Annotated in this window: 20 protein-coding genes and 1 riboswitch; of the genes, 6 read left to right on the top strand and 14 right to left on the bottom strand. The window is 73.8% G+C overall.

Going from position 1 to position 19343, the window contains the following annotated elements:
* Positions 1-3 precede the first annotated feature (3 nt).
* From fgd to QQK26_RS14455, 5 genes are all read right to left on the bottom strand, one after another.
* Positions 4-1023 (bottom strand): glucose-6-phosphate dehydrogenase (coenzyme-F420), encoded by a 1020-nt coding sequence (fgd, locus tag QQK26_RS14475; protein ID WP_284234014.1) that lies wholly within the window; start codon positions 1021-1023, stop codon positions 4-6.
* 20 nt (positions 1024-1043) lie between these two features.
* Entirely contained in the window at positions 1044-1595 is a 552-nt protein-coding gene (locus QQK26_RS14470) for an AAA family ATPase (protein WP_284234012.1), read from the bottom strand.
* Positions 1592-2317 (bottom strand): ABC transporter ATP-binding protein, encoded by a 726-nt coding sequence (locus QQK26_RS14465; protein ID WP_348520031.1) that lies wholly within the window; start codon positions 2315-2317, stop codon positions 1592-1594. The genes QQK26_RS14470 and QQK26_RS14465 overlap by 4 nt, the downstream gene beginning before the upstream one ends.
* Positions 2317-3654 (bottom strand): ABC transporter permease, encoded by a 1338-nt coding sequence (locus QQK26_RS14460; RefSeq protein WP_348520030.1) that lies wholly within the window; start codon positions 3652-3654, stop codon positions 2317-2319. Before QQK26_RS14460 ends, QQK26_RS14465 begins: the two co-directional genes overlap by 1 nt.
* Positions 3655-3968: 314 nt before the next feature.
* Entirely contained in the window at positions 3969-5024 is a 1056-nt protein-coding gene (locus tag QQK26_RS14455) for a thiamine ABC transporter substrate-binding protein (protein ID WP_284234010.1), read from the bottom strand.
* A gap of 55 nt (positions 5025-5079) precedes the next feature.
* Positions 5080-5180, bottom strand: a riboswitch (TPP riboswitch).
* 96 nt (positions 5181-5276) lie between these two features.
* On the opposite strand from QQK26_RS14455, the gene QQK26_RS14450 reads away from it, so the two are divergent.
* Complete coding sequence (locus tag QQK26_RS14450; protein ID WP_284234008.1) at positions 5277-6077, top strand: TerC family protein; 801 nt, start codon at positions 5277-5279, stop codon at positions 6075-6077.
* A 124-nt stretch (positions 6078-6201) separates the two neighbouring features.
* Here the strand turns inward: QQK26_RS14450 and dinB are convergent, their stop codons facing one another.
* Together dinB and QQK26_RS14440 are read right to left on the bottom strand one after the other, a co-directional pair.
* Positions 6202-7416, bottom strand: coding sequence for a DNA polymerase IV (gene dinB, locus QQK26_RS14445; protein ID WP_284234006.1), 1215 nt, complete (start codon positions 7414-7416; stop codon positions 6202-6204).
* Positions 7413-8288 carry a glycosyltransferase family 2 protein gene (locus QQK26_RS14440; protein WP_284234004.1) on the bottom strand — a complete coding sequence of 292 codons (876 nt, stop codon included), beginning with the start codon at positions 8286-8288 and terminating at the stop codon, positions 7413-7415. Before QQK26_RS14440 ends, dinB begins: the two co-directional genes overlap by 4 nt.
* 192 nt (positions 8289-8480) lie before the next feature.
* Between QQK26_RS14440 and QQK26_RS14435 the strand changes: the two genes are divergently transcribed.
* Together QQK26_RS14435 and QQK26_RS14430 are read left to right on the top strand one after the other, a co-directional pair.
* Positions 8481-9035 carry a YceI family protein gene (locus QQK26_RS14435; protein WP_284234002.1) on the top strand — a complete coding sequence of 185 codons (555 nt, stop codon included), beginning with the start codon at positions 8481-8483 and terminating at the stop codon, positions 9033-9035.
* A 101-nt stretch (positions 9036-9136) separates the two neighbouring features.
* Positions 9137-9799: an NAD(P)H-binding protein gene (locus tag QQK26_RS14430; RefSeq protein WP_284234000.1), complete on the top strand. Its 663-nt coding sequence runs from the start codon at positions 9137-9139 to the stop codon at positions 9797-9799.
* Between the two features lie 139 nt (positions 9800-9938).
* On the opposite strand, the gene QQK26_RS14425 is transcribed toward QQK26_RS14430, so the two are convergent.
* The 3 genes from QQK26_RS14425 to QQK26_RS14415 form a co-directional block, all read right to left on the bottom strand.
* A complete protein-coding gene (locus QQK26_RS14425) occupies positions 9939-10547 on the bottom strand; it encodes a hypothetical protein (RefSeq protein ID WP_284233998.1) in 609 nt (202 codons plus the stop codon).
* A gap of 222 nt (positions 10548-10769) precedes the next feature.
* Positions 10770-11399 (bottom strand): spermidine/putrescine ABC transporter substrate-binding protein, encoded by a 630-nt coding sequence (locus QQK26_RS14420; protein WP_284233996.1) that lies wholly within the window; start codon positions 11397-11399, stop codon positions 10770-10772.
* A 91-nt stretch (positions 11400-11490) separates the two neighbouring features.
* Positions 11491-12336, bottom strand: coding sequence for a DUF3097 family protein (locus QQK26_RS14415; protein ID WP_284233994.1), 846 nt, complete (start codon positions 12334-12336; stop codon positions 11491-11493).
* Positions 12337-12737: 401 nt separating this feature from the next.
* Here QQK26_RS14415 and QQK26_RS14410 point away from each other — a divergent pair, with 401 nt between their 5' ends.
* Positions 12738-14027, top strand: coding sequence for a SufS family cysteine desulfurase (locus QQK26_RS14410; RefSeq protein ID WP_284233992.1), 1290 nt, complete (start codon positions 12738-12740; stop codon positions 14025-14027).
* On the top strand, positions 14024-14467 hold the full coding sequence (sufU, locus tag QQK26_RS14405) for a Fe-S cluster assembly sulfur transfer protein SufU (protein ID WP_431308018.1): 444 nt from the start codon (positions 14024-14026) through the stop codon (positions 14465-14467). The genes QQK26_RS14410 and sufU overlap by 4 nt, the downstream gene beginning before the upstream one ends.
* Before the next feature lies 1 nt (position 14468).
* Here sufU and glsA read toward each other — a convergent pair whose 3' ends face one another.
* The 4 genes from glsA to QQK26_RS14385 all read right to left on the bottom strand — a co-directional run bounded on the left by glsA (position 14469) and on the right by QQK26_RS14385 (position 17552).
* The gene (gene glsA, locus QQK26_RS14400; RefSeq protein ID WP_284233990.1) at positions 14469-15383 is read right to left on the bottom strand and encodes a glutaminase A; all 915 of its coding nucleotides are present in this window, start codon (positions 15381-15383) and stop codon (positions 14469-14471) included.
* Between the two features lie 61 nt (positions 15384-15444).
* Entirely contained in the window at positions 15445-15966 is a 522-nt protein-coding gene (locus QQK26_RS14395) for a hypothetical protein (protein ID WP_284233988.1), read from the bottom strand.
* Positions 15967-16054: 88 nt separating this feature from the next.
* Positions 16055-16984 (bottom strand): antitoxin YezG family protein, encoded by a 930-nt coding sequence (locus QQK26_RS14390; protein ID WP_284233986.1) that lies wholly within the window; start codon positions 16982-16984, stop codon positions 16055-16057.
* A 22-nt stretch (positions 16985-17006) separates the two neighbouring features.
* Complete coding sequence (locus QQK26_RS14385) at positions 17007-17552, bottom strand: MOSC domain-containing protein (protein ID WP_284233983.1); 546 nt, start codon at positions 17550-17552, stop codon at positions 17007-17009.
* Positions 17553-17651: 99 nt separating this feature from the next.
* Between QQK26_RS14385 and QQK26_RS14380 the strand changes: the two genes are divergently transcribed.
* Positions 17652-19340 carry a hypothetical protein gene (locus tag QQK26_RS14380; protein WP_284233978.1) on the top strand — a complete coding sequence of 563 codons (1689 nt, stop codon included), beginning with the start codon at positions 17652-17654 and terminating at the stop codon, positions 19338-19340.
* Positions 19341-19343: the final 3 nt, after the last annotated feature.

The following is a 19343-nucleotide window of genomic DNA, read 5'->3' as shown; positions in this document are numbered from 1 at the left end:
AACTCAGGCGAGCGCGCGCAGGCGCGGCGCCAGGTCCCGCTCGAAGAGCGCCATGAAGCGGCGCTGGTCGTGCCCGGGCGCGTGGAAGACGAGGTGGTTCAGACCCGCGTCCGTGTACTGCCGGATCTGCTCGACGACCGCGTCCGGGTCGCTGCCCACGATCCAGCGCTTCGCGATCTGCTCGATCGGCAGCGCATCCGCCGCCCGCTCCATCTCGACCGGGTCGGTGATGTCGTGCTTCTGCTCCTTGCTCAGCGACAGCGGCGACCAGAAGCGCGTGTTCTCGAGCGCCGCATCCGCATCCGCGTCGTAGGAGAGCTTGATCTCGATCATGCGGTCGACGTCGTCGATCGTGCGCCCGGATGCGGCGGCGCCCTCGGCGACCGCGGGCAGCAGCTGCTCGGTGTAGAGCTCCATGCCCTTGCCGGAGGTGCAGATGAAGCCGTCGCCGGCGCGCCCTGCGTACTTGGCGACGACGGGGCCGCCCGCGGCGACGTAGACGGGCACGGGCTGCTCGGGGCGGTCGTAGATGGAGGCGTCGCGGGTCGAGTAGTACTCGCCCTCGAAGCTCACCCGCTCCTCGGTCCAGAGCGCCCGCATGAGGCGCACCGCCTCGCGCAGCCGGGCGAAGCGCTCCGTGAACTGGGGCCAGTCCTGCGCCCCGGCGCCGCGGAACCCGGTGGCGATCTCGTTGAGGGCCTCGCCCGTGCCGACGCCGAGGAGGACGCGACCCGGGTAGAGACTGCCGAGCGTGGCGAAGGCCTGCGCGATGACCGCGGGGTTGTAGCGGAAGGTCGGCGTGAGCACCGACGTGCCCACCGTGATGGTGCTCGTGCGCTCGCCGACCGCCGCCAGCCACGCGAGCGAGAACGGGGCGTGCCCGCCGCTGTGCCGCCACGGCTGGAAGTGGTCGCTCACCGTCACCGAGTCGAAGCCGTGACCCTCGGCCGCGACGGCGATCTCGACGAGCTCGCGCGGGGCGAACTGCTCTGCGGAGGCCTTGAGGCCGAGCTTGAGGGTCATGGCCTCAGCCTAGGCGCGGCTCAGGTGCGCACGACGAGATCGGCCGCGGTGCGGGGCCGCTCACGGCCAGCGTAGCGGGCGAACTGCGCCTCCCAGAGGGGCCAGAACGGGCCGAAGGCGTCGCCGTCGCGCTCGTGCAGGCGCCGCCGCCGCTCGTGGTCGCGGGTCTCGACCCAGACGCGCAGGTCGGCGAGCGCGGCGGCTCCGGCGCCGAACGACCCGCAACCCTCCACGACGAGCGGTCGCGTGCGGTCGAGCACGCGCGTCTCGGCGTGCGCGGCGAGGGTCCAGTCCCAGCGCCGGTAGCGCGGCCGGCCGCCGCGGCGGTACGGGCGCAGCACGTCGTCGGCGACCGTGCGGGCGGCCGCGTCCAAGCCGTCCCAGCCCGGGTAGAGGTCGTCGAGGGCGAGCAGCTGCGCCCGCGGGATGGCGTGCGCGATCCGCTCGGCGAGGGTGCTCTTGCCGCTGCCGGCGGCGCCGTCCACGAGCACGATCCGGGGGCGGGGCGAGCGGATGCGGCCCAGCGCGCCCGCGAAGGGGTCGGCGCCGGATGCGGTGCCGGCCCCGCTCATCCGCTCGCCCCGTCGCGGTCGCGGCCCTCCCCCGGTCCCGCGGCGAGACCCGCGAGCACCTCCCCCGTCGGCCCGTACGCCCCGATGCGCCCCGCGCGCAGCACGGCGACGCGGTCGGCCAGCACCGCCGCCTCGCCGTGGTCGTGGGTGACGAAGACCGCGCTCGTACCGGTGCTCGTGAGGATGCGGCGCAGATCGCCGGCGAGGCGCTCGCGCAGCTCGCGGTCGAGGGCGCTCAGCGGCTCGTCGAGCAGCAGCAGCCGCGGTTCGGCCGCCAGGGCGCGGGCCAGGGCCACGCGCTGCTGCTCGCCGCCGGAGAGGGTGCTCACGTCGCGCCGCTCGAAGCCGGCGAGCCCGACGAGCTCGAGCAGCTCGGCGATCCGCTCGGCGGTGCGGGCGCGGTCGATCCGGCGCAGCCGCATCGGGTAGCCGATGTTGCCCGCGACGTCGCGGTGCGGGAAGAGCTGGCCCTCCTGGAAGAGCAGCGCGAAGCCGCGGCGATGCGGCGGCACGCCGTCGATGCGCGTGCCGGCGGACGAGACGGTACCGGTGTAGCGGTCCTCGAAGCCGGCGATCACGCGCAGCAGCGTCGACTTGCCGCTGCCGGAGGGGCCGAGCAGGGCGAGCACCTGGCCGGGGTCGACCGCGAGGTCGATGCCGTCGAGCACGGTGCGGCCGCCGAAGTCGACGCTGATCGCGTCGAGGCGGAGGGCGGGTTGCATCAGAAGGCTCCCAACGAGTTGACGCGCAGGCGCTCGACGAGCGCCATGACGAGGACGGTGACGGCCGCGAGCACCACGGAGGCCGCGATGGCCATGCCGAGGTGCTCGCCGCCGGGGCGGCCGAGCAACCGCACGATGACGATCGGCAGGGTCGGCCCGTCCGGACGGGCGAGGAAGGCGGTGGCCCCGAACTCGCCGAGCGAGACGGCGCCGGCCAGGCCCGCCGCGGCGAGCGCCGGACGCGCGACGATGGCCAGGTCGACGCCGAGCAGCACGCGCCAGGGCGGGGCGCCGAGCGCGGCGGCGGCCTCGCGCAGGCGAGGGTCGATGCCGCGCAGCACGGGCAGCACGGTGCGCAGCACGAGCGGCAGCGCCACGAGCGCGTGGGCGATGGGCACGAGCAGCGGCGAGTCGCGCAAGTCGAGCGGGGGCCGGTCGAGCGCGATGAGGAAGCCGAAGCCCACGGTCACGGCCGAGACGCCGAGCGGCAGCATGAGCGCCCCGTCGAGCACGGCGAGCAGCCGGCGCAGCGCGGGCGTGCGCGGCCGCCGACCGAGCACGAGCGCGGCGACGAGCGCGAGCGGCACCGCGATGAGCACGGCCTGCCCCGCGGTGGCGAGCGAGGTGAGCACCGCCTGCCATACCGGCGCCGGCATGACGTCGTTGTCACCGCCCAGCGCGAGGTAGTTGCCGAGGCCCCAGCCGTCGAGGGTGCGCAGCGAGCGCACCACGAGCGCGACGATCGGCAGGGCGAGCAGGGCGGCGACGACGACCGTCGCGGCGATGACGGGCGCGTCCCCGCGACGAGGCGCCCGCGCGGCGTGCGCGACGCGACGCTGCGCCGTCTCCCCCGCGGCCCGGGCGCGGGCGGCGATGGAGAGCGCTGCCACCACGACGAGCAGCTGCAGGATCGAGAGCACGGCGGCCCCCTGCAGGTCGAGGAACTGCGTGGTGAGCACGTAGATCTCGGTCTCGATCGTGCCGGTGCCCGGGCCGCCGAGGACGAGCACGACGCCGAACGCCGTCGCGCAGAAGAGGAACACCACGGCGCCGGCGGAGACCAGGGACGGCGCGAGCCGCGGCAGCGTGACGTCGAGGAAGGCGCGGGTCCGCGAGGCGCCGAGCGCGCGGGCCGCCTCCTCCGCGCGCGGGTCGAGCCCCTCCCAGGCGCCCCCGACCGTGCGCACGACGACCGCGACGTTGAAGAAGACGAGGGCGCCGAGGATGGCGGGCACCGTGCCGTCCCAGCCCAGCGCCCCCAGCGGTCCGCCGTCGCGGAAGAGGATGCGGAACGCGATGCCGACGACCACCGTCGGCAGCACGAAGGGCACGATCACCAGCGCGCGCAGCAGCCCCTCCCCGGAAGCGCAGGCGGTAGAGCACGAACGCCGCCGGCAGGGCGAGCACCGCCGTCATCGCCGTCGCCGCCGCGGCCTGGCCGAGCGTCAGACCGATCAGGCGCAGCGTGCGCTCGCGCAGCAGCGCGTCGAGCGCACCCTCCAGGTTGAGCTGCCCGTCGGGCAGCAGGCCGAGCCCCAGCATGCGGAGCACCGGCCAGCCGAGGAAGGCCGCGATGAAGGCGAGGGCACCGCCGCCCCGAGCGCGATCGCGAGGATCGCGCCCGGGGACGCGCGGCGGGAGCGGATGGGGGTCACGGCAGGGCGATGGCCGCCCACTCCTCGATCCAGCGCTCGCGGTTCGCGTCGATCTCGGCCGGGTCGATCGTGAACGGATCGGTGGCGACCTCGGCGTAGGCGGCCCACTCCTCCGGCAGCTGCGCCTCGGGGTCGACCGGGAACACGAACATGGCCGGCGCGATCTGCTCCTGCGCCTCGGTGGAGGCGAGGAAGTCGACGAGCTGCTGCGCCTCGGCCTCGTGCTCGGTGCCCGCGAGCACGCCGGCGAACTCGGTCTGGCGGAAGCACGTGTCGAGCAGCGCGGCGGTCGGGGCGGGGCCTCCGGCCGCGCTGACCTCCTCCGTCACCTCGAAGGGCGGCGAGGATGCGTAGCTGAGCACGATCGGGCGGTCGCCCTCGCTCGACGGGCCGGAGAAGTCCACGTAGTAGGCATCGCTCCATCCGGCGACCACCTTCGCGCCGTTGTCGACGAGCGCGGACCAGTAGTCCTGCCATCCGCTCTCGCCCTTCGCGGCGATCGTGGCGAGCAGGAAGGCGAGGCCCGGCGACGAGGTGTTGGCCGCCGAGGTGACGAAGAGGTCGGCGTAGGCCGGGTCGACGAGGTCGTCGAGCGTCGTCGGCTCGGCGAGGCCCGCCTCGGCGAACCACTCCCGATCGACGTTCACGCAGACGTCGCCGCTGGTGATCGGGGTCAGCTGCTCGCCGCCCATGCCCGCGGGCAGCAGGTACTCCGCGGGCGCTCCGGCGGCGACGTGGTCGGCCAGCACCCCGGCGTTCACGGCGCGCGAGGCGAAGGTGTTGTCGATGCCGAAGACGACGTCGCCGAGCGGGTTCTCCTTCGTGAGCACCAGCTGGTTCACGAGCTGCCCGGCGTCGCCCGCCGCGTGCAGCGTCACCTCGATGCCGGTCTCCTCGGTGAACCGCTCGAGGGTGCCCTCGCCGAAGTCGGTGGAGTCGTGGGTCACCAGGGTGAGCTCCACGGGTCCCTCCTCGGTGCCGCCGCTGCTCGCGCAGCCGGTGAGGAGGAGGAGTGCGGATGCCGCGCTGATCGCGGCGGTGGTCCTGCGCACGTGTCGTGCCCTTTCGATCGCTGAACGGGCACGGGTTCGGGCCGCGACCTCGCCGCGGCCGCCAGAGAAGCCTCCCTGCGCCGGCATGATCCGGATCAGGTTCGACGGTCGAGGGCTCCGAGCCCTCCTCTCAGCCCGGCGCACCGGACTCCCGTGTTCATCGGGAGTCTACCGCCGCGGCTGGCCGAGGGCGCGCCGAGCGGATGATCGCATCGGCACGGGCGCGTCGCCTCCGCTCACTAGGATTCGCGCATGGACTGGACCTTCCTCGCCGATCCCGCCACGTGGGTCGCCTTCGGCACGCTGCTCATCCTCGAGATCGTGCTCGGGGTGGACAACGTCATCTTCATCTCGATCCTCGCGAGCAAGCTGCCCGAGTCGCAGCGGCAGAAGGCCCGCACCATCGGCCTGACGCTCGCCATGGTGCTGCGCATCGGACTGCTCTTCGCCGCCAGCTGGGTGGTGTCGCTCACGGCCGACCTCTTCTCGCTCTTCGGCATGGGCTTCTCGGGCAAGGATCTGATCATGATCGGCGGTGGAGCCTTCCTGCTCTACAAGGCCGTCACCGAGATCCACGAGCGCCTCGAGGGCGAGGAGGCGCACGGCGACGCCGGCAAGGCGGCCACCTTCGGCGCCGTGATCGCCCAGATCCTCGCGCTCGACCTCGTCTTCTCGCTCGACTCCGTCATCACCGCCGTCGGCGTCACCGAGCACCTGCCGGTGATGGTCGCCGCCGTCGTCATCGCGGTCGCCGTCATGCTGCTCTCGGCCGGCTGGATCGGCGGCTTCGTCGAGAAGCACCCCACCGTCAAGATGCTCGCCCTGTCGTTCCTGGTGCTCATCGGCGCGATGCTCGCGGCCGAGGGCTTCGACATCCACATCGACAAGGCCGTGCTCTACGGCGCGATGGGCTTCGCCATCGCCGTCGAGGTGCTCAACCTGCTCTACAAGCGCAATAAGGACAAGAAGCGCGCTCAGGCCGTCGAGCCCGTGCACCTGCGCCCGGCCCGCCTCAAGGAGGACGGCACGCACGAGGACGCACCCGTCTCCTGACCCCTCCCTCCCCTTCCAAAACGAAGGAGATTCTCGAGACACGCCGCGGCCCGCCACGCCGGGCCCGGTGCGTCGTCGAGATCTCCGTCGTTCTGGTGAGCGGGGTCGGTGTCGGGCCGGCGGTTCAGTGCTCGATCGAGCGGGTGTCCCCCGTCTTGCGCGGCCCCTTGCCGAGCAGCGAGGCGGGCCGCACCGAGCCGAGCCCGAAGCGGGCGCTCACCCGGTCGACGGCGCGCTCGGCGTCACGCCACTCCTCGTCGGGCTCCCAGAGGCCGAGCCCGGCGCTCTCGCCGAGGCCCTCCATCCGCACGCCGAGCAGCCGGATCGCGTCGCCCGGTCGGTAGAGCGCATCGAAGAGCGCCACCGCCTCCTCGTAGATGCGCCGGCCGACGCTAGTCGGGTCCGCGAGCGTGCGCGAGCGGCTGACCGTGCGGAAGTCCGCGTAGCGCAGCTTCAGCTGCACGGTGCGCCCGGTGGTGCCGTAGCGCCGCAGCCGCTCGGCCGTGCGGTCCGCGAGGCGCAGCAGCTCGCGCCGCAGCAGCTCGGGGTCGGTCTCGTCGCGCTCGAAGGTGTGCTCGTGCCCGACGCTCTTCTCCTCGCGCGAGGTCTGCACCCGGCGCGGGTCGATGCCGCGGGAGAGGTCGTGCAGCTTGGCACCGCCGGCCTCGCCGAGCGCGCGGATCAGCGCCGCGCGCGGCGTGGCCGCCACGTCGCCGACGGTGCGCAGCCCCAGCCGTTCGAGCCGCTCCTGGCTGGCCTTGCCGACGCCCCAGAGCGCACCGACGGGCAGCGGATGCAGGAACTCCAGCGTGCGCGCGACCGGCACCACGAGCAGGCCGTCGGGCTTCGCCTTGCCGGAGGCGACCTTGGCCACGAACTTGGTGCCGGCGACCCCGACCGAGCAGGTGAGCCCGGTGCGCTCCTTCACCCGCTCGCGCAGCAGCGCGCCGACGACGGCCGGCGGACCGATGAGCTTGCGCGCCCCGGCGACGTCGAGGAATGCCTCGTCGATGCTCAACGGCTCGACGAGCGGGGTGACCTCGTGGAACGCCGCCATCACCTGCTGCGAGGCGGCGCGGTACTTCTCATGGTGCGGCTCCAACAGCACGAGGTGCGGGCAGAGCCGCCGCGCGGTGCCGACGGCCATCGCGGAGCGCACGCCGAAGCGGCGCGCCTCGTAGCTGGCCGACGTGATCACGGAGCGGTCCGACTCGTGCGCGACCGCGGCCGGCACGCCGCGGAATTGCGGGAAGTCCAGCAGCTCGACCGACAGGAAGAAGGCGTCCATGTCGACGTGCAGGATCGTGGCGCCCTCGTCGTCGGGAGCCACGGCGGTCACGGCAGGGCCGGAGGGGTTCCGGGCCCGGGCGGCAGGGCCGCCCCGGAGCGTGCGGCCCGCTCGGCCAGCTGCTCGCGGCGCGCCATGACCGAGCGGATGATCTTGAGCGGCGGGTAGATCGCCAGATACACCCACATGGGCGCGCGCACCGCACGGCTGCGCACGTTGTGACGGGCGTAGGTGCGCTCGAAGCGCCAGACGTAGTACTGGTAGTCGCGTGGCGAGTCCTCGAGCCGGCGGGCGGACATGCCGCTCACCATCGTGGGCACGTAGCGCGCGCGCAGCCCCGCCTCGGCGAGGTGCAGCGAGATGTCGATGTCCTCGTGGAACTGATCGTCCTCGTCCAGGCAGACCTCGTCGCGGATGGTGCGCCACGCATCCGCTCGCAGCGCCATGTTCGACCCGAACAGGAAGTGGTACTCGTTCGACAGGCGCAGCATGAGCTGGCGGATGCGGTCGTCGGCCTTCAGCCCGAACCGTCGCAGCGGCATGTCGTAGTAGGCCACCGGGCCGGTCGCGGCGTCGACGGTCTCGTCGCAGAAGGCCGCCGCGACCTCCTCGACCCAGGTCGGCTCGAGCAGCGAGTCGGCGTCGATGCGGCCCAGCACGTCGCCGGTGGCCGCGTCGAGCCCGGCGTTGCGGGTGGGGATGAGCCCCTGCACCGCGTGCTGCTCGATCAGCCGCACGGACGGATGCTCGGCGGCGAGCTCCGCGACGATCGCCGCGGTGCGGTCGGTCGAGCGGTTGTCGACCACGATGATCTCGTGCGCCGGCACGGTCTGGTCGAGCGCAGCGAGGACGCACTGGCGGATCGCCTTCTCCTCGTTGTACGCCGGTACCACGACCGAGACGCGGGGCGCTGAGCTGATCATCGCGATCACACTAACCCGCGCCGCCGCCATCGGGTGGTGAGCGCGCCCTGCGCCCGGCGGATGACCGTTCGGGGAATTCTTCGCGCGCCTGGGAATAGCGCGCAGGTCCATCCGCTTGCATGGAGATGTGCGGGGAACGCTTGAAGCTTCAAGTTCCCGCATCCACGACCACGACATCACGGAGGACATCCCATGAGCATCACCGCCGACTCCATCCCCGGCTACGCGACCGGCACCTGGAAGCTCGACCCCTCGCACTCGGAGGTCTCCTTCTCCGTGCGCCACCTCGCGATCAGCAAGGTCAAGGGCACCTTCGAGGCGTTCGACGCGACCCTCGAGGCCGCCGAGAACCCGCTCGACAGCAAGGTCACCGCCACGGTCGAGGTCGCTTCGGTCAACACGAAGAACGCCGACCGCGACGGCCACCTCCGCACCGGCGACTTCTTCCTCGCCGAGGAGCACCCGCAGTTCACCTTCACCTCGACCGGCGTGCGCGTCGACGGCGACGACTACATCGTCGACGGCGACCTCACCCTGCGCGGCGTGACCAAGCCCGTCGCCTTCAAGGCCGAGTTCGGCGGCATCACCACCGACCCGTGGGGCAACCAGAAGGCGGGCCTCGAGGCCACCACGAAGGTGAACCGCCACGACTTCGGCATCAGCTGGAACGCCGCCCTCGAGGCCGGCGGCTTCATGCTCGGCGACGACGTGACCATCAACCTCGACCTGCAGTTCGCGAAGGCCTGACCCTCCTGCTCCGCCGAACGGCGTCCGGCTGCGGCCGGGCGCCGTTCGCGTTCTGCGCGGGCGTTCAGCCGCTCGGGCGGCGATCGCGACAGGATGGATGCATGACTCGAATCGCCGTCGTCGGAGCCCATGGCAAGGTCGGGCAGCTCGTGCTGCGCCTCGCCGTCGAACGAGCGGATGAGGCCATCGGCATCATCCGCAACCCCGAGCACATCGAGGAGCTGGAGCAGCTCGGCGCCGAGGCGCAGATCGTCGACATCGAATCGGCGACGGCCGAGGAGCTCGCCCAGGCCTTCGTCGGAGCGGATGCGGTGGTCTTCAGCGCCGGCGCCGGCGGCGGATCGGGCCCCGAGCGCAAGCGCACCGTCGACTACGGCGGCAGCGTGCTCACCGCCGAGGCCGCGCGCCTCGCCGGCGTGCGACGCGTCGTGCAGGTCTCCGCGATCGGCGTCGACGAGCCACTCGACGACGACGCGGCCGAGGACTGGGTCGCCTACGTCGAGGCCAAGCGGGAGGCCGACGAACAGCTGCGGGCTGCGGACCTCGACTGGACCATCATCCGCCCCGGCGGTCTGCTCGACGAGCCCGCGACCGGCCGCATCGAGCTCGCCGAGCGGGTGGAGCGCGGCTCGGTGCCCCGCGCCGACGTCGCCGCCGTCGTGCTCGCCGCCGTGCTCGACGACCGCACCATCGGCAAGCAGCTGGAGCTCGTCTCCGGCGAGCGCTCGATCGACGAGGCCATCGACGCCGCGGTCGCGGGTTGACGCGCACCCGGGGCTGATGCGCACCCGCGGCTGAGCGCATCCGCTCGCGACGGCCCGGCCCCGCCCGGACGCGACGAAGGGCGGCACCCGACGGGTGCCGCCCTTCGCGCTGCCGGTCCGGATCGCTCCGGTCCGGTGATCAGAACTCGCCGAAGCCCCCGAAGTCGCCGCCGCCGAAGTCGCCGAATCCGCCCGCGTCACCGCCGTCGCTCGCCAGGTCGGTCTCCGCGCCGGCGTCGCCGCCCGCATCCTCACCGCCCGCCGTGTCGGCGCCGCCGTCCATCGGCGGCAGGAAGGCGCTCATGATCGTCGAACCGATCACGTAGCCCGCGACCGTTCCGAGGATCGAGGCGCCGAGCATCGACCCGAAGCCGGGGCCCTGGCGGCCCTGCTGGTTGCCGAAGGAGCGCTCCATGAACCCGGGCTGACGCACCTCGGCGCGCGTGGCCGAGCGGGCCAGGTCCTGCGGGCTGTCGCTCTGCGGCTGCTCGCCGTTCGCGGCGATGTCGGCGTAGACCTGCTGGCGCTGCTCGGGGGTGAGCTTGTCGAAGGCCTCGGCGTGCACCTGCTCCAGCTGCTCCGGCGGCGCGGTGCGCAGCAGGTAGCGGTAGCGCTCGATCGCGATCTCGTCGTCGCTGCGCTGCGCCGGCTGCTGCGGTGCGCTCTGCTGCTGCCAGCCCTGCCGGGCGTACTGCGGCTGCTGCGGAGGCTGCTCCTCGCGGCCCAGCAGGCGGTCAAGGAATCCCATGGTCGTCTCCTCGGGTCGTGGTCGACTCCTCGTCACCTCGGGAGGACCTCCTCCGAGGGGAGGAAGAGGGGCGGCGCCGTCACGGGGGAATGCGGCGCCGCCCTCGGGGACAACTGTACGAGCAGCGTGCCGAGAGGAGGCTGGCAGCTGCATGCGACGGGGATGGTCGCTGCATAAGAAAGCGCCGGGTACGGCGCACCCCTGCGCACGCCGTGGTCGGGCTCAGGCGAACAGCTCGCGGGTGAGCTCGTCGAGCAGCGCCTGCACCTGCGGTTCGACGTGGCGGTGGACGGCCTGGGCGATGCGCTCGCGCTGCGGCTCGAGGGCCGCGCAGACGGCGAAGCCGGTGCTGCTGGCGCAGCCGTCGGCCAGCGCGACCTCGCTGCGCAGCGCCTGCTTCGCCTCCTCGCTCAGCGGAGGAGGCTCGGGATGCGACTCGGCCGGCTCCTCCGCGGCGAGCTCGGCGAGGGTGAAGAGGAACGGCGATCCGGGCTCCGGCTCGGGATCGAGGTCGAGCCCCTCGTACTCGGGGGCGAGCCCCTCCGAGGGCCGGTAGGGTCGCGCGGCGCGACGACGGTCGATCGCGCCGAGCTCCTTGCGCAGCAGCGGCAGGTTGCGGTCGGTGTAGTGCTGCACCTCATCGTCGACGATGCGCTTGAGCCGCTGCAGCAGCGCGTGCTGCACGGCATGCGGCACATCGGCGTCGAAACCGGCGGCCTTCGCGACCGGCGACCCGAAGCAGGTGCGGCAGAGCTTCGCGCGACCGCGGCCGTCGCCCACCTCCCACCGGGGCAGCCAGCGCAGCCAGGCGTCGACGGCGGCGTGCACGCGTCCGTCGATCGACTGCTCCATGGTCGGAGGGTACCCGGCGACGCGCCCGGGATCCACGTTCCCCGCAGCGGGGCGTCGCGCATCCGCTCGTCGCTCGTCCGGCGGTGCGGGCTCAGCGCGGGTCGACGGTGACGAAGTCGATGAGCTCCTCGACCCGGCCGAGCAGCTCGGGCTCCAGGTGGCCGAAGTGGTCGACGCGGGAGAGGATGCGCTGCCAGGCCCGCGCGATGTCGGCCTGATCGTCGTGCGGCCAGCCGAACGCCTCGCAGACGCCGTGCTTCCACTCGGTGCCGCGCGGGATCACCGGCCAGGCGTCCCGGCCGAGGCGCTGCGGCTTCACCGACTGCCAGACGTCGATGTAGGGATGCCCGACCACGCGCACGGTGCCGGGGAAGGCCCGCTCGGAGGCGGTCGCGATGCGGTGCTCCTTCGAGCCGGGCACGAGGTGGTCGACGAGCACGCCGATGCGCTTGTCGCGGGTGGGGCCGTACTCGCCGAGCGCGGCGACGAGGTCGTCCACGCCGCCGAGGAACTCGACGACGACGCCCTCGGCGCGCAGGTCGGCGCCCCAGACCTTCTCGACGAGCTCGGCGTCGTGGCGGCCCTCCACGAGGATGCGGCTGGCCCGGGCGACGCGCGCGCGACTCGTCGGCGCGGCCACCGAGCCGCTCGCCGTGCGGGCCGGGCCCTTCGCCGCGGACACGGGCGGCACGAGCTCGATCGGCTCGCCGTCGATCATGAAGCCGGTGCCCAGCGGGAAGGCGCGCACCTTGCCGCGCCGGTCCTCGAGCTCCACGACGCCGCCCTGCACGCCGACGACGGCACCCACCCATCCGCTCGCCGGCTCCTCGACGACGAGGTCGCGGGCCACCGGCACCTTGGGGATGGGCTTCGCGCCGGCCTTGCGCCAGTCGCCGGCGAGCACGTCCGCGCCGTAGGGGTCGTCGTGGTGGTTCATCGTCACCAGGCTAGGCGAGCGGATGCGGCCGGCCGGCACGGCGGGCCGCGTCGCGGCGGGGCAGGTCGCAGCGGGGCAGGGCAGCCGGGTCCCGGCGGGGCGGCCGAGTCGCGTCAGCTCTGCTTCGGGGCGCCTCGGCGACATCGGGGCTTGCGCGCGCATGCCCCCTTGTCGCCGAGGCGCCCCAAACCAGAGTGGTGGTCGAGTCTGCGAGGAGGGACGACGGGCGCGAGCGGGCGCGAGCGGGCGCGGGCGCGGGCGGACGCTCGAGGCCGCGACCTCGAGCGCCGCGGGAACAGCGCGGCGACCGCGCGCGTTGCCCCTCGTGACGGCGGCGCGCCGAGCCGGCGCACGGCCTACCCTGGAGAGTCGCCCATCCCATCCGCCAGCTTGGAGCACCCATGAGCAGCATCGCAGCACCGCTGACCGAGGCGGAGCTCGCGGCGATCCGCGCCGACTTCCCGCAGCTCGGCGAGGTCGTGCAGGGGCATCCGCTCGTCTACCTCGACTCGGGGGCGACCTCGCTGAAGCCCCGGTCGGTCCTGGATGCGGAGCGGCGCTTCGCCGAGACCCGCACCGCGGCCGTGCACCGCGGCGCGCACACGCTCGCGGCGGAGGCGACCGAGGACTACGAGGACGCGCGCCGGCGCGTGGCGCGCTTCGTCGGCGCCCGCGAGGACGAGCTCGTGTGGACCGCGAACGCGACGGAGGCGGTGAACCTCGTCGCCTACGCGATCGGCAACGCGTCGCTGGGACGCGGCGGTGCGGCCGCCGAGGGCTTCCGCATCGGGCCCGGCGACGAGATCGTCGCGACCGAGCAGGAGCACCACGCCAACCTCATCCCCTGGCAGGAGCTGGCGGCGCGCACCGGGGCGACGTTCCGCTGGATCCGCACCCACGACGACGGCACGCTCGACCTCGGCCACGCCGCCGAGGTCATCGGCGAGCGCACCCGGCTCGTCGCCTTCAGCCACGTGTCGAACGTGGTGGGCGTCGAGAACCCGGTCGCCGAGCTCGTGGCCCTGGCCCGCGCCGTCGGGGCGCTCGTGCTGCTCGACGCCTGCCAGAGCGCCCCGCACCTGCCGCTCGACCTGCGTGCGCTCGACGTGGACTTCGCCGTGCTCAGCGGTCACAAGATGCTCGCGCCCACCGGCATCGGCGCGCTCTACGGTCGCCGCGGGCTGCTGCGCGACCTGCCGCCCTTCCTCACCGGCGGCTCGATGATCACGACCGTGACGATGGACGGCGCCGACTTCCTGCCGCCGCCGCAGCGCTTCGAGGCCGGCACGCAGCGCATCTCGCAGGCCGTCGCGTTCGCGGCGGCCGTCGACTACCTCGAGACGATCGGGATGGAGCGGATCGCCGCCCACGAGGCTGCGCTCGGCGCCCGGCTGGCCGCACGGCTCGCCGAGCAGCCCGACGTGCGCCTGATCGGACCGGCGGACTCGCCGCACCGCGTCGGCCTCGCCGCGTTCACGATCGGCACCGTGCACGCACACGACGTCGGCCAGCTGCTCGACGAGCAGGGCATCGCCGTGCGCGTCGGCCACCACTGCGCGCAGCCGCTGCACCGCCGCCTCGGCGTGACCGCGACCGCGCGCGCGAGCACGTACCTGTACAACACGCCCGCGGAGGTCGACGCGCTCGTCGACGGCCTCGACGCGGTGCGGCGCGTCTTCGGAGGACGATGATGACGACGGATGCCGGCCTCTACCAGGAGCTGATCCTCGAGCACGACCGCGAGCGCCACGGGCACGGCCTGCGCGACGGCGCCGCCGGCGAGAGCCACCAGCGCAACCCAGTCTGCGGCGACGAGGTGCTGCTGCGCCTGCACGTCGAGGGCGACCGCGTGGCGGACGTCAGCTGGCAGGGCAGCGGATGCGCGATCTCGATGGCGAGCGCGTCGGTGCTGCACGACGTGGTCGTGGGCCTCAGCCTCGACGAGCTCGGCGAGCGCATCGAGCTGTTCCGCGACGCGATGCGCTCGAAGGGCAGGCAGGAGATTGACGAGGAGCTGTTCGGCGACGCGATCGCGCTCAGCGGCGTCTCGAAGTTCCCGGCCCGGGTGAAGTGCGCGCTGCTGTCGTGGATGGCGGCGGAGCACGCGCTGGACACCGCACGGGGGCTCTGAGCTAGGGCTGGTCCGCGCCGAACAGGTGCAGGCCGAGCTCGGCGCTGAGCAGCTCGCTGCCGATCCGTCCGCGCACGCTGGTGCCCTGGTCGTCCAGCGGCGGGCTCACGATCGCCGCGCCGAGCACGCCGGGCGCCGAGAGCACGATCGCACCGGAGACGCTCGACTTCGCGGGCACGCCGACGCTGCGCATCCAGCGCCCGGAGCCGTCGTAGACGCCGCAGCTGGCCATCACCGAGACGACGTCGCGGGCGATGTGCGTCGGCACGACGCGCTCCCCCGTCACCGGATTGCAGCCGCCGAGCGCCAGTGTCGCGCCCATCACGGCCAGCGCCTCCGCGTCGACGAGCACGGCGCAGGCGCGTGCGTAGGCGGCCACGGCGTCGTCGGCCTCGAGCGCCAGGGTGCCCTCGGCGCGCATGAGGTGGGCCAGCGCGTGGTTGCGGTCGCCGAGCAGGTGCTCGCTGCGGGCGACGTCCTCGTCGACGACGAGGTCGCGGCCGGCGAACGCCGACAGGCCCGAGCGGATGCGCTCGGCCCTCCCCTGTGCATCGCCGCCGTCCACGAGCGCGGCCGTGAGCAGCGCGCCGGCGTTCACCATGGGGTTCGGCGGCCGGCCCGTGCCGCTCTCGAGCTTGATCGCGTCGAAGGCCTCGCCGGTCGGCTCGATGCCGACGCGGTCATGGGCGGCACCGCCGGTGTCGAGCAGGGCCAGCGCGAACAGGAACGGCTTCACTGCGGACTGCACGCTGAACGGCAGGTCGGCGTCGCGGCTGCGGCGCACCGCGCCGTCGGCACCGGCGATCGCGAGACCGCAACGCTCAGGGTCGGCGTCGGCCAGCTCGGGGATGCTGTCGTGCACCGCGCCGTCGCGCTCGGGCAGCAGTCGCTCGCGCAACGCGTCGAGATCGATCATCCGACGATGCTGGCAGGCACGAGCGCGGGCGACGGCGTTCGCTGCGTCGGCGTCCAGGCGGTCAGTGCAGCGGGGCGTCGCCCTGACCCTGCGGCGGCAGGATCACGACGCGCGGGCTCGACGGTGTCGCATCCCAGTGCCCCGCCTGCCGCGGCGGCATCTGCCCCTGGTGCTGCGCCTGGTACTGGATGGTGGTGACCGCCTCCTCGAAGCGGCGGCGCGTCTCGCGCACCAGCTGCGTCACGGCGTTCGCCAGCGCCACGACACCGAGCAGGATGGAGAGCGCCCAAGCGATGCCGTTGAACGGCGTCGGCACCGGGAAGACGGCGATGGCGACCCACCAGGGCACGAGGGAGGCGAGGTCGCGCCACGCAAGCGCCCGCTGCTCGCGCACGGAGCGCCGCGCACCGGTGAGCAGGTGCGTGACGAGGAGCGCCACGAAGGCGAGCGGGGCGAGGAGCAGCATCGAGACGGCGTCCCATCCGCTGACCTCGCCGAGCAGCCCAGGTGCGATGAGCACCCAAAGGGGCAGGGCGACGGTGGCGCCGATCATGACGGGGAGGAGGAGCTTGCGCAGCCACATGCCGTCAGGATACGAGCGCACGCTGGGGAGCCTCCGGGGAGTTCGCTCCCAGCACGCGCTGCGCCGGCTCCGCGCCGCCGGTGAGCGGTCAGGCCTCGAGGCGGCCGCGCACCTCGGCGCGCACGAGCTCCTCGATCGCGCCGGTGAGCTCCTGGCGCATCCGGCCGGAGCCGCCGCCGAACCGGGGCGGCTTGGGCAGATCGGCGACGTCGATGAGCTCGGTCCACATCCGCTTCGTGGGCGCGTCGAGATCGAGCGCAGCGGCGAGCACCGCGTCGAGCACCTCGCGCTCGAGGCGGCGGGGATCGGTGCTGGTCGGCAGGGCCCGCTCGGTCTCGGCGACGACCTTCGCGAGCACCGGCGGCCAGGTGCTGGTCTCGGCGAGTCCGCGCAGGCGCTCCGGCAGCGGCGGGCGCACGGCGAGCGCCGCGGCGAGCGCCGCCTCGTCCGGGCCCGACGCGGACGGCGGCTCCGAGGCCGCGCGCAGCAGCGCCTCCGCCTCGTCGACCGGGGAGCGGTGCTCCGCGGCGGTCGGCACGACCGGCTCGGTGCCGACCTGCGCCGCTTCCGGCGCGACCGGCGCGGCTTCGCCGCCGAGCCACGCCGGCACGGCCTCGGGCACGCGCGGGAACAGCTCGAGCTCGGCGGCCCAGTCGGCGTCGTCCGGCTGGCTGCCCGGCGCGAACGGCTCGGTGCCGTCGAACCAGATGCGGCGGTCGTAGTTGTAGTCCACCTCGAAGTCGCCGTCGGCCGTGACCGTGAACTCCGCCGAGAACCAGGTGCCGCCCTGCTCGTGCACCATGGTGCGCTTGAGCTCGAGGAAGGCCGAGGGCAGGTCGCGCGGCATCGCCGGGCGGCTCTCGCCACCGTCGGCCGCGACGAGGCGGCCGATGGCGAGGCTCTCGCCCGATACGCGCGCCCAGAGGTAGACGATCCGCTCGCCGCCCAGGGCGCGCAGCACCGTATAGAGGTTGCCGGCGATCTCGGTCTGCAGGGCGTGGGCCTTCTCGACGTCCACGGGGTCCTCTCGGTGTTCGGGTTCAGACGCGGGCGAGCACGGCGGCCACGGTGGGCGCATCCGGTCGCTCGAGCACGGTGACGGGGTCGCCGGCCTCGACCGCGCCGGTGCGCAGCACGCGCAGGTACGCGCCGGGGCGGCCGGCCGCGGCGAAGCGGCGCACCCAGCCCCGTTCATCCGCTCCCCCGACCCAGCGGGCGAAGGTGGCGCAGGGCGTGCGCGGCATGGTCACCTCGACCTCGACGGTGCCGCCGATGCGCCAGCGCTCGCCGATCGCGGCACCGCTGACGTCGACGCCGTCGAGGCGCAGGTTCTCGCCGAACCAGCCGGGCGGCAGCTCGCGGCCGAGCTCGGCGGCCCAGTGCTCGGCGTCCTCCTGCGCATAGGCGTAGAGGGCCTTCTCGTCGCCGCCGTGGTGCTTGCGGTCGACCTGCACGTCGGCGTAGAGGCCGAAGCGCTTGACCGCGACCGGCCCCTCGACGGGGCGCTTGTCGATCGCGGTGGTGCCCACCGTGCCCGCATCGGAGCGCAGCTGATGCACGACGCAGGCGGCGAGGAGGCTGGGCATGGACACAGGTTAGCCCGCGCCGCCGCCGAGCGGATCGGAGGCGACGTCCAGCCTGTGCGCCGCGTTCGGGGGATGCACGGCCGGTACGGTGGCTCGGTGATGCGCCGCACCCGAACCGTCCTGTTCGCCCCGATCGCCGCCGTGGCGCTGCTCGCGGCCGGCTGCACCGGCACCGCGGAACCCGCCCCGGCGCCCGACGGACCGGTCGAGACGCGGGTGCCGGAGCAGGAGCTGACCGTGCTCGCCGCCGGCGAGGACGCCGAATCGGAGTCGGTCGCGGCCAGCGCCGCGCTCTTCGCCGGCTCGCCCGCCGCCGTGGTCGCCCCCGCGGACGACCCCGCCGCTCAGGTGGGTGCCGCAAGCGTCGCCGTGCACCTGCGCGTACCGCTGCTGCTCGACGATGGCGAGCGCGGCGAAGACGACCCGTTGCTGAGCGAGCTCGACCGGCTGGGCGCCGGGTTCGTGCTCGCCCTCGGGGTCGACGGCCCGGCATCGGACGGCGAGGACGCCGCGAGCGACGCCCTCGGCGAGGGCCGCGACCTGACCTCCGTGCCGCTCGACCGCGGGCGGCTGCAGGAGCTGCTCGGCGACGACGTCGAGCTCGTCGAGGCCGGCGACGCACCCGTGGCCGGGCTCGCCGCCCTCGACGACGGCACGGCGCTCATCGACTCGGCCACGCCGGAGGCCGGTGACGACGGATCGAGCCGCGCGCCCCTCCCTCCGCTCGACGGCATCGAGGCGGGCGAGCCGCTCGGCGACGTGACGGGCGTGGCGACGGAGGAGGCCGCCTCCGTGCCGGCCGTGGCCACCGCGCGGGCCGCCGGCGTGCCGATCACGGTGCTGGCGGCGGATGCGCCGAACCCGCAGGACTCCCCCGACGCGATCGCCGCGCTGAGCGCCGACGGCGTCACGACGCGGCTCGCGATCGGGCCGGCGCTGGCCGCCGAGCGGCAGCTGGAGTGGAAGGTCGCCTCGTCGGCGACCGGTGCGCAGCTGCCCGGTGGCGGGCAGCGCATGTTCCCCGACCACATGATGGTGGCCATGTACGGCACGCCCGGCGCCCCAGTGCTCGGAATCCTCGGCGAGCAGGACGTCGAGGCGAGCGTGGCCCGCGCGGCCGGCTACGCCGCGCAGTACCAGCCGCTCACCGACCGCACGGTCATCCCCGCCTTCGAGATCATCGCGACTGTCGCCTCCGGCAGCGCCGGCGGCGACGGCAACTACTCGAACGAACTCGACGCGGAGGCCTTCGTCCCCTGGATCGAGGCCGCGGGGGCCGCCGGGCAGTACGTCGTGCTCGACCTGCAGCCGGGCCGCAGCGATTTCCTCGAGCAGGCGAAGGCCCTCGAGCCGCTGCTGCGCTACCCCTGGGTCGGTCTCGCGCTCGACCCCGAGTGGCGCCTCGGCCCCGACCAGACCCACCTCGTGCAGATCGGCTCGGTGGGCGCCGACGAGGTCAACCGGGTCGGCGACTGGCTGGCGGAGCTGACCGTGGCGCACGATCTGCCGCCGAAGCTCTTCGTGCTGCACCAGTTCCGCTACAGCATGCTGCCCGACCGCGAGCGCATCGTGACAGACCGCCCCGAGCTCGAGACGCTCGTGCACATCGACGGGCAGGGCGGTCAGCCCGCCAAGCAGGCCACCTGGGGCGCGCTGACGCAGGAGACCGAGCAGCAGGACTTCTGGTGGGGCTGGAAGAACTTCATCGACGAGGACCAGCCCATGCTGACCCCGCAGGAGACCATGACGCAGGTCTCGCCGACGCCCGACCTGATCACCTACCAGTAGCGC

Source organism: Arenivirga flava, assembly GCF_030161575.1.
GTDB classification, from domain to species: domain Bacteria; phylum Actinomycetota; class Actinomycetes; order Actinomycetales; family Microbacteriaceae; genus Arenivirga; species Arenivirga flava.
This window is presented reverse-complemented; position numbering and strand designations above follow the sequence as displayed.

Bases quoted from the DNA above. Each gene is read 5' to 3' on its own strand.
- fgd (WP_284234014.1), bottom strand. From the start codon at position 1,023: ATGACCCTCAAGCTCGGCCTCAAGGCCTCCGCAGAGCAGTTCGCCCCG.
- QQK26_RS14470 (WP_284234012.1), bottom strand. From the start codon at position 1,595: ATGAGCGGGGCCGGCACCGCATCCGGCGCCGACCCCTTCGCGGGCGCG.
- QQK26_RS14465 (WP_348520031.1), bottom strand. From the start codon at position 2,317: ATGCAACCCGCCCTCCGCCTCGACGCGATCAGCGTCGACTTCGGCGGC.
- QQK26_RS14450 (WP_284234008.1), top strand. From the start codon at position 5,277: ATGGACTGGACCTTCCTCGCCGATCCCGCCACGTGGGTCGCCTTCGGC.
- QQK26_RS14440 (WP_284234004.1), bottom strand. From the start codon at position 8,288: ATGATCAGCTCAGCGCCCCGCGTCTCGGTCGTGGTACCGGCGTACAAC.
- QQK26_RS14435 (WP_284234002.1), top strand. From the start codon at position 8,481: ATGAGCATCACCGCCGACTCCATCCCCGGCTACGCGACCGGCACCTGG.
- QQK26_RS14430 (WP_284234000.1), top strand. From the start codon at position 9,137: ATGACTCGAATCGCCGTCGTCGGAGCCCATGGCAAGGTCGGGCAGCTC.
- QQK26_RS14425 (WP_284233998.1), bottom strand. From the start codon at position 10,547: ATGGGATTCCTTGACCGCCTGCTGGGCCGCGAGGAGCAGCCTCCGCAG.
- QQK26_RS14420 (WP_284233996.1), bottom strand. From the start codon at position 11,399: ATGGAGCAGTCGATCGACGGACGCGTGCACGCCGCCGTCGACGCCTGG.
- QQK26_RS14415 (WP_284233994.1), bottom strand. From the start codon at position 12,336: ATGAACCACCACGACGACCCCTACGGCGCGGACGTGCTCGCCGGCGAC.
- QQK26_RS14410 (WP_284233992.1), top strand. From the start codon at position 12,738: ATGAGCAGCATCGCAGCACCGCTGACCGAGGCGGAGCTCGCGGCGATC.
- sufU (WP_431308018.1), top strand. From the start codon at position 14,024: ATGATGACGACGGATGCCGGCCTCTACCAGGAGCTGATCCTCGAGCAC.
- glsA (WP_284233990.1), bottom strand. From the start codon at position 15,383: ATGATCGATCTCGACGCGTTGCGCGAGCGACTGCTGCCCGAGCGCGAC.
- QQK26_RS14395 (WP_284233988.1), bottom strand. From the start codon at position 15,966: ATGTGGCTGCGCAAGCTCCTCCTCCCCGTCATGATCGGCGCCACCGTC.
- QQK26_RS14385 (WP_284233983.1), bottom strand. From the start codon at position 17,552: ATGCCCAGCCTCCTCGCCGCCTGCGTCGTGCATCAGCTGCGCTCCGAT.
- QQK26_RS14380 (WP_284233978.1), top strand. From the start codon at position 17,652: ATGCGCCGCACCCGAACCGTCCTGTTCGCCCCGATCGCCGCCGTGGCG.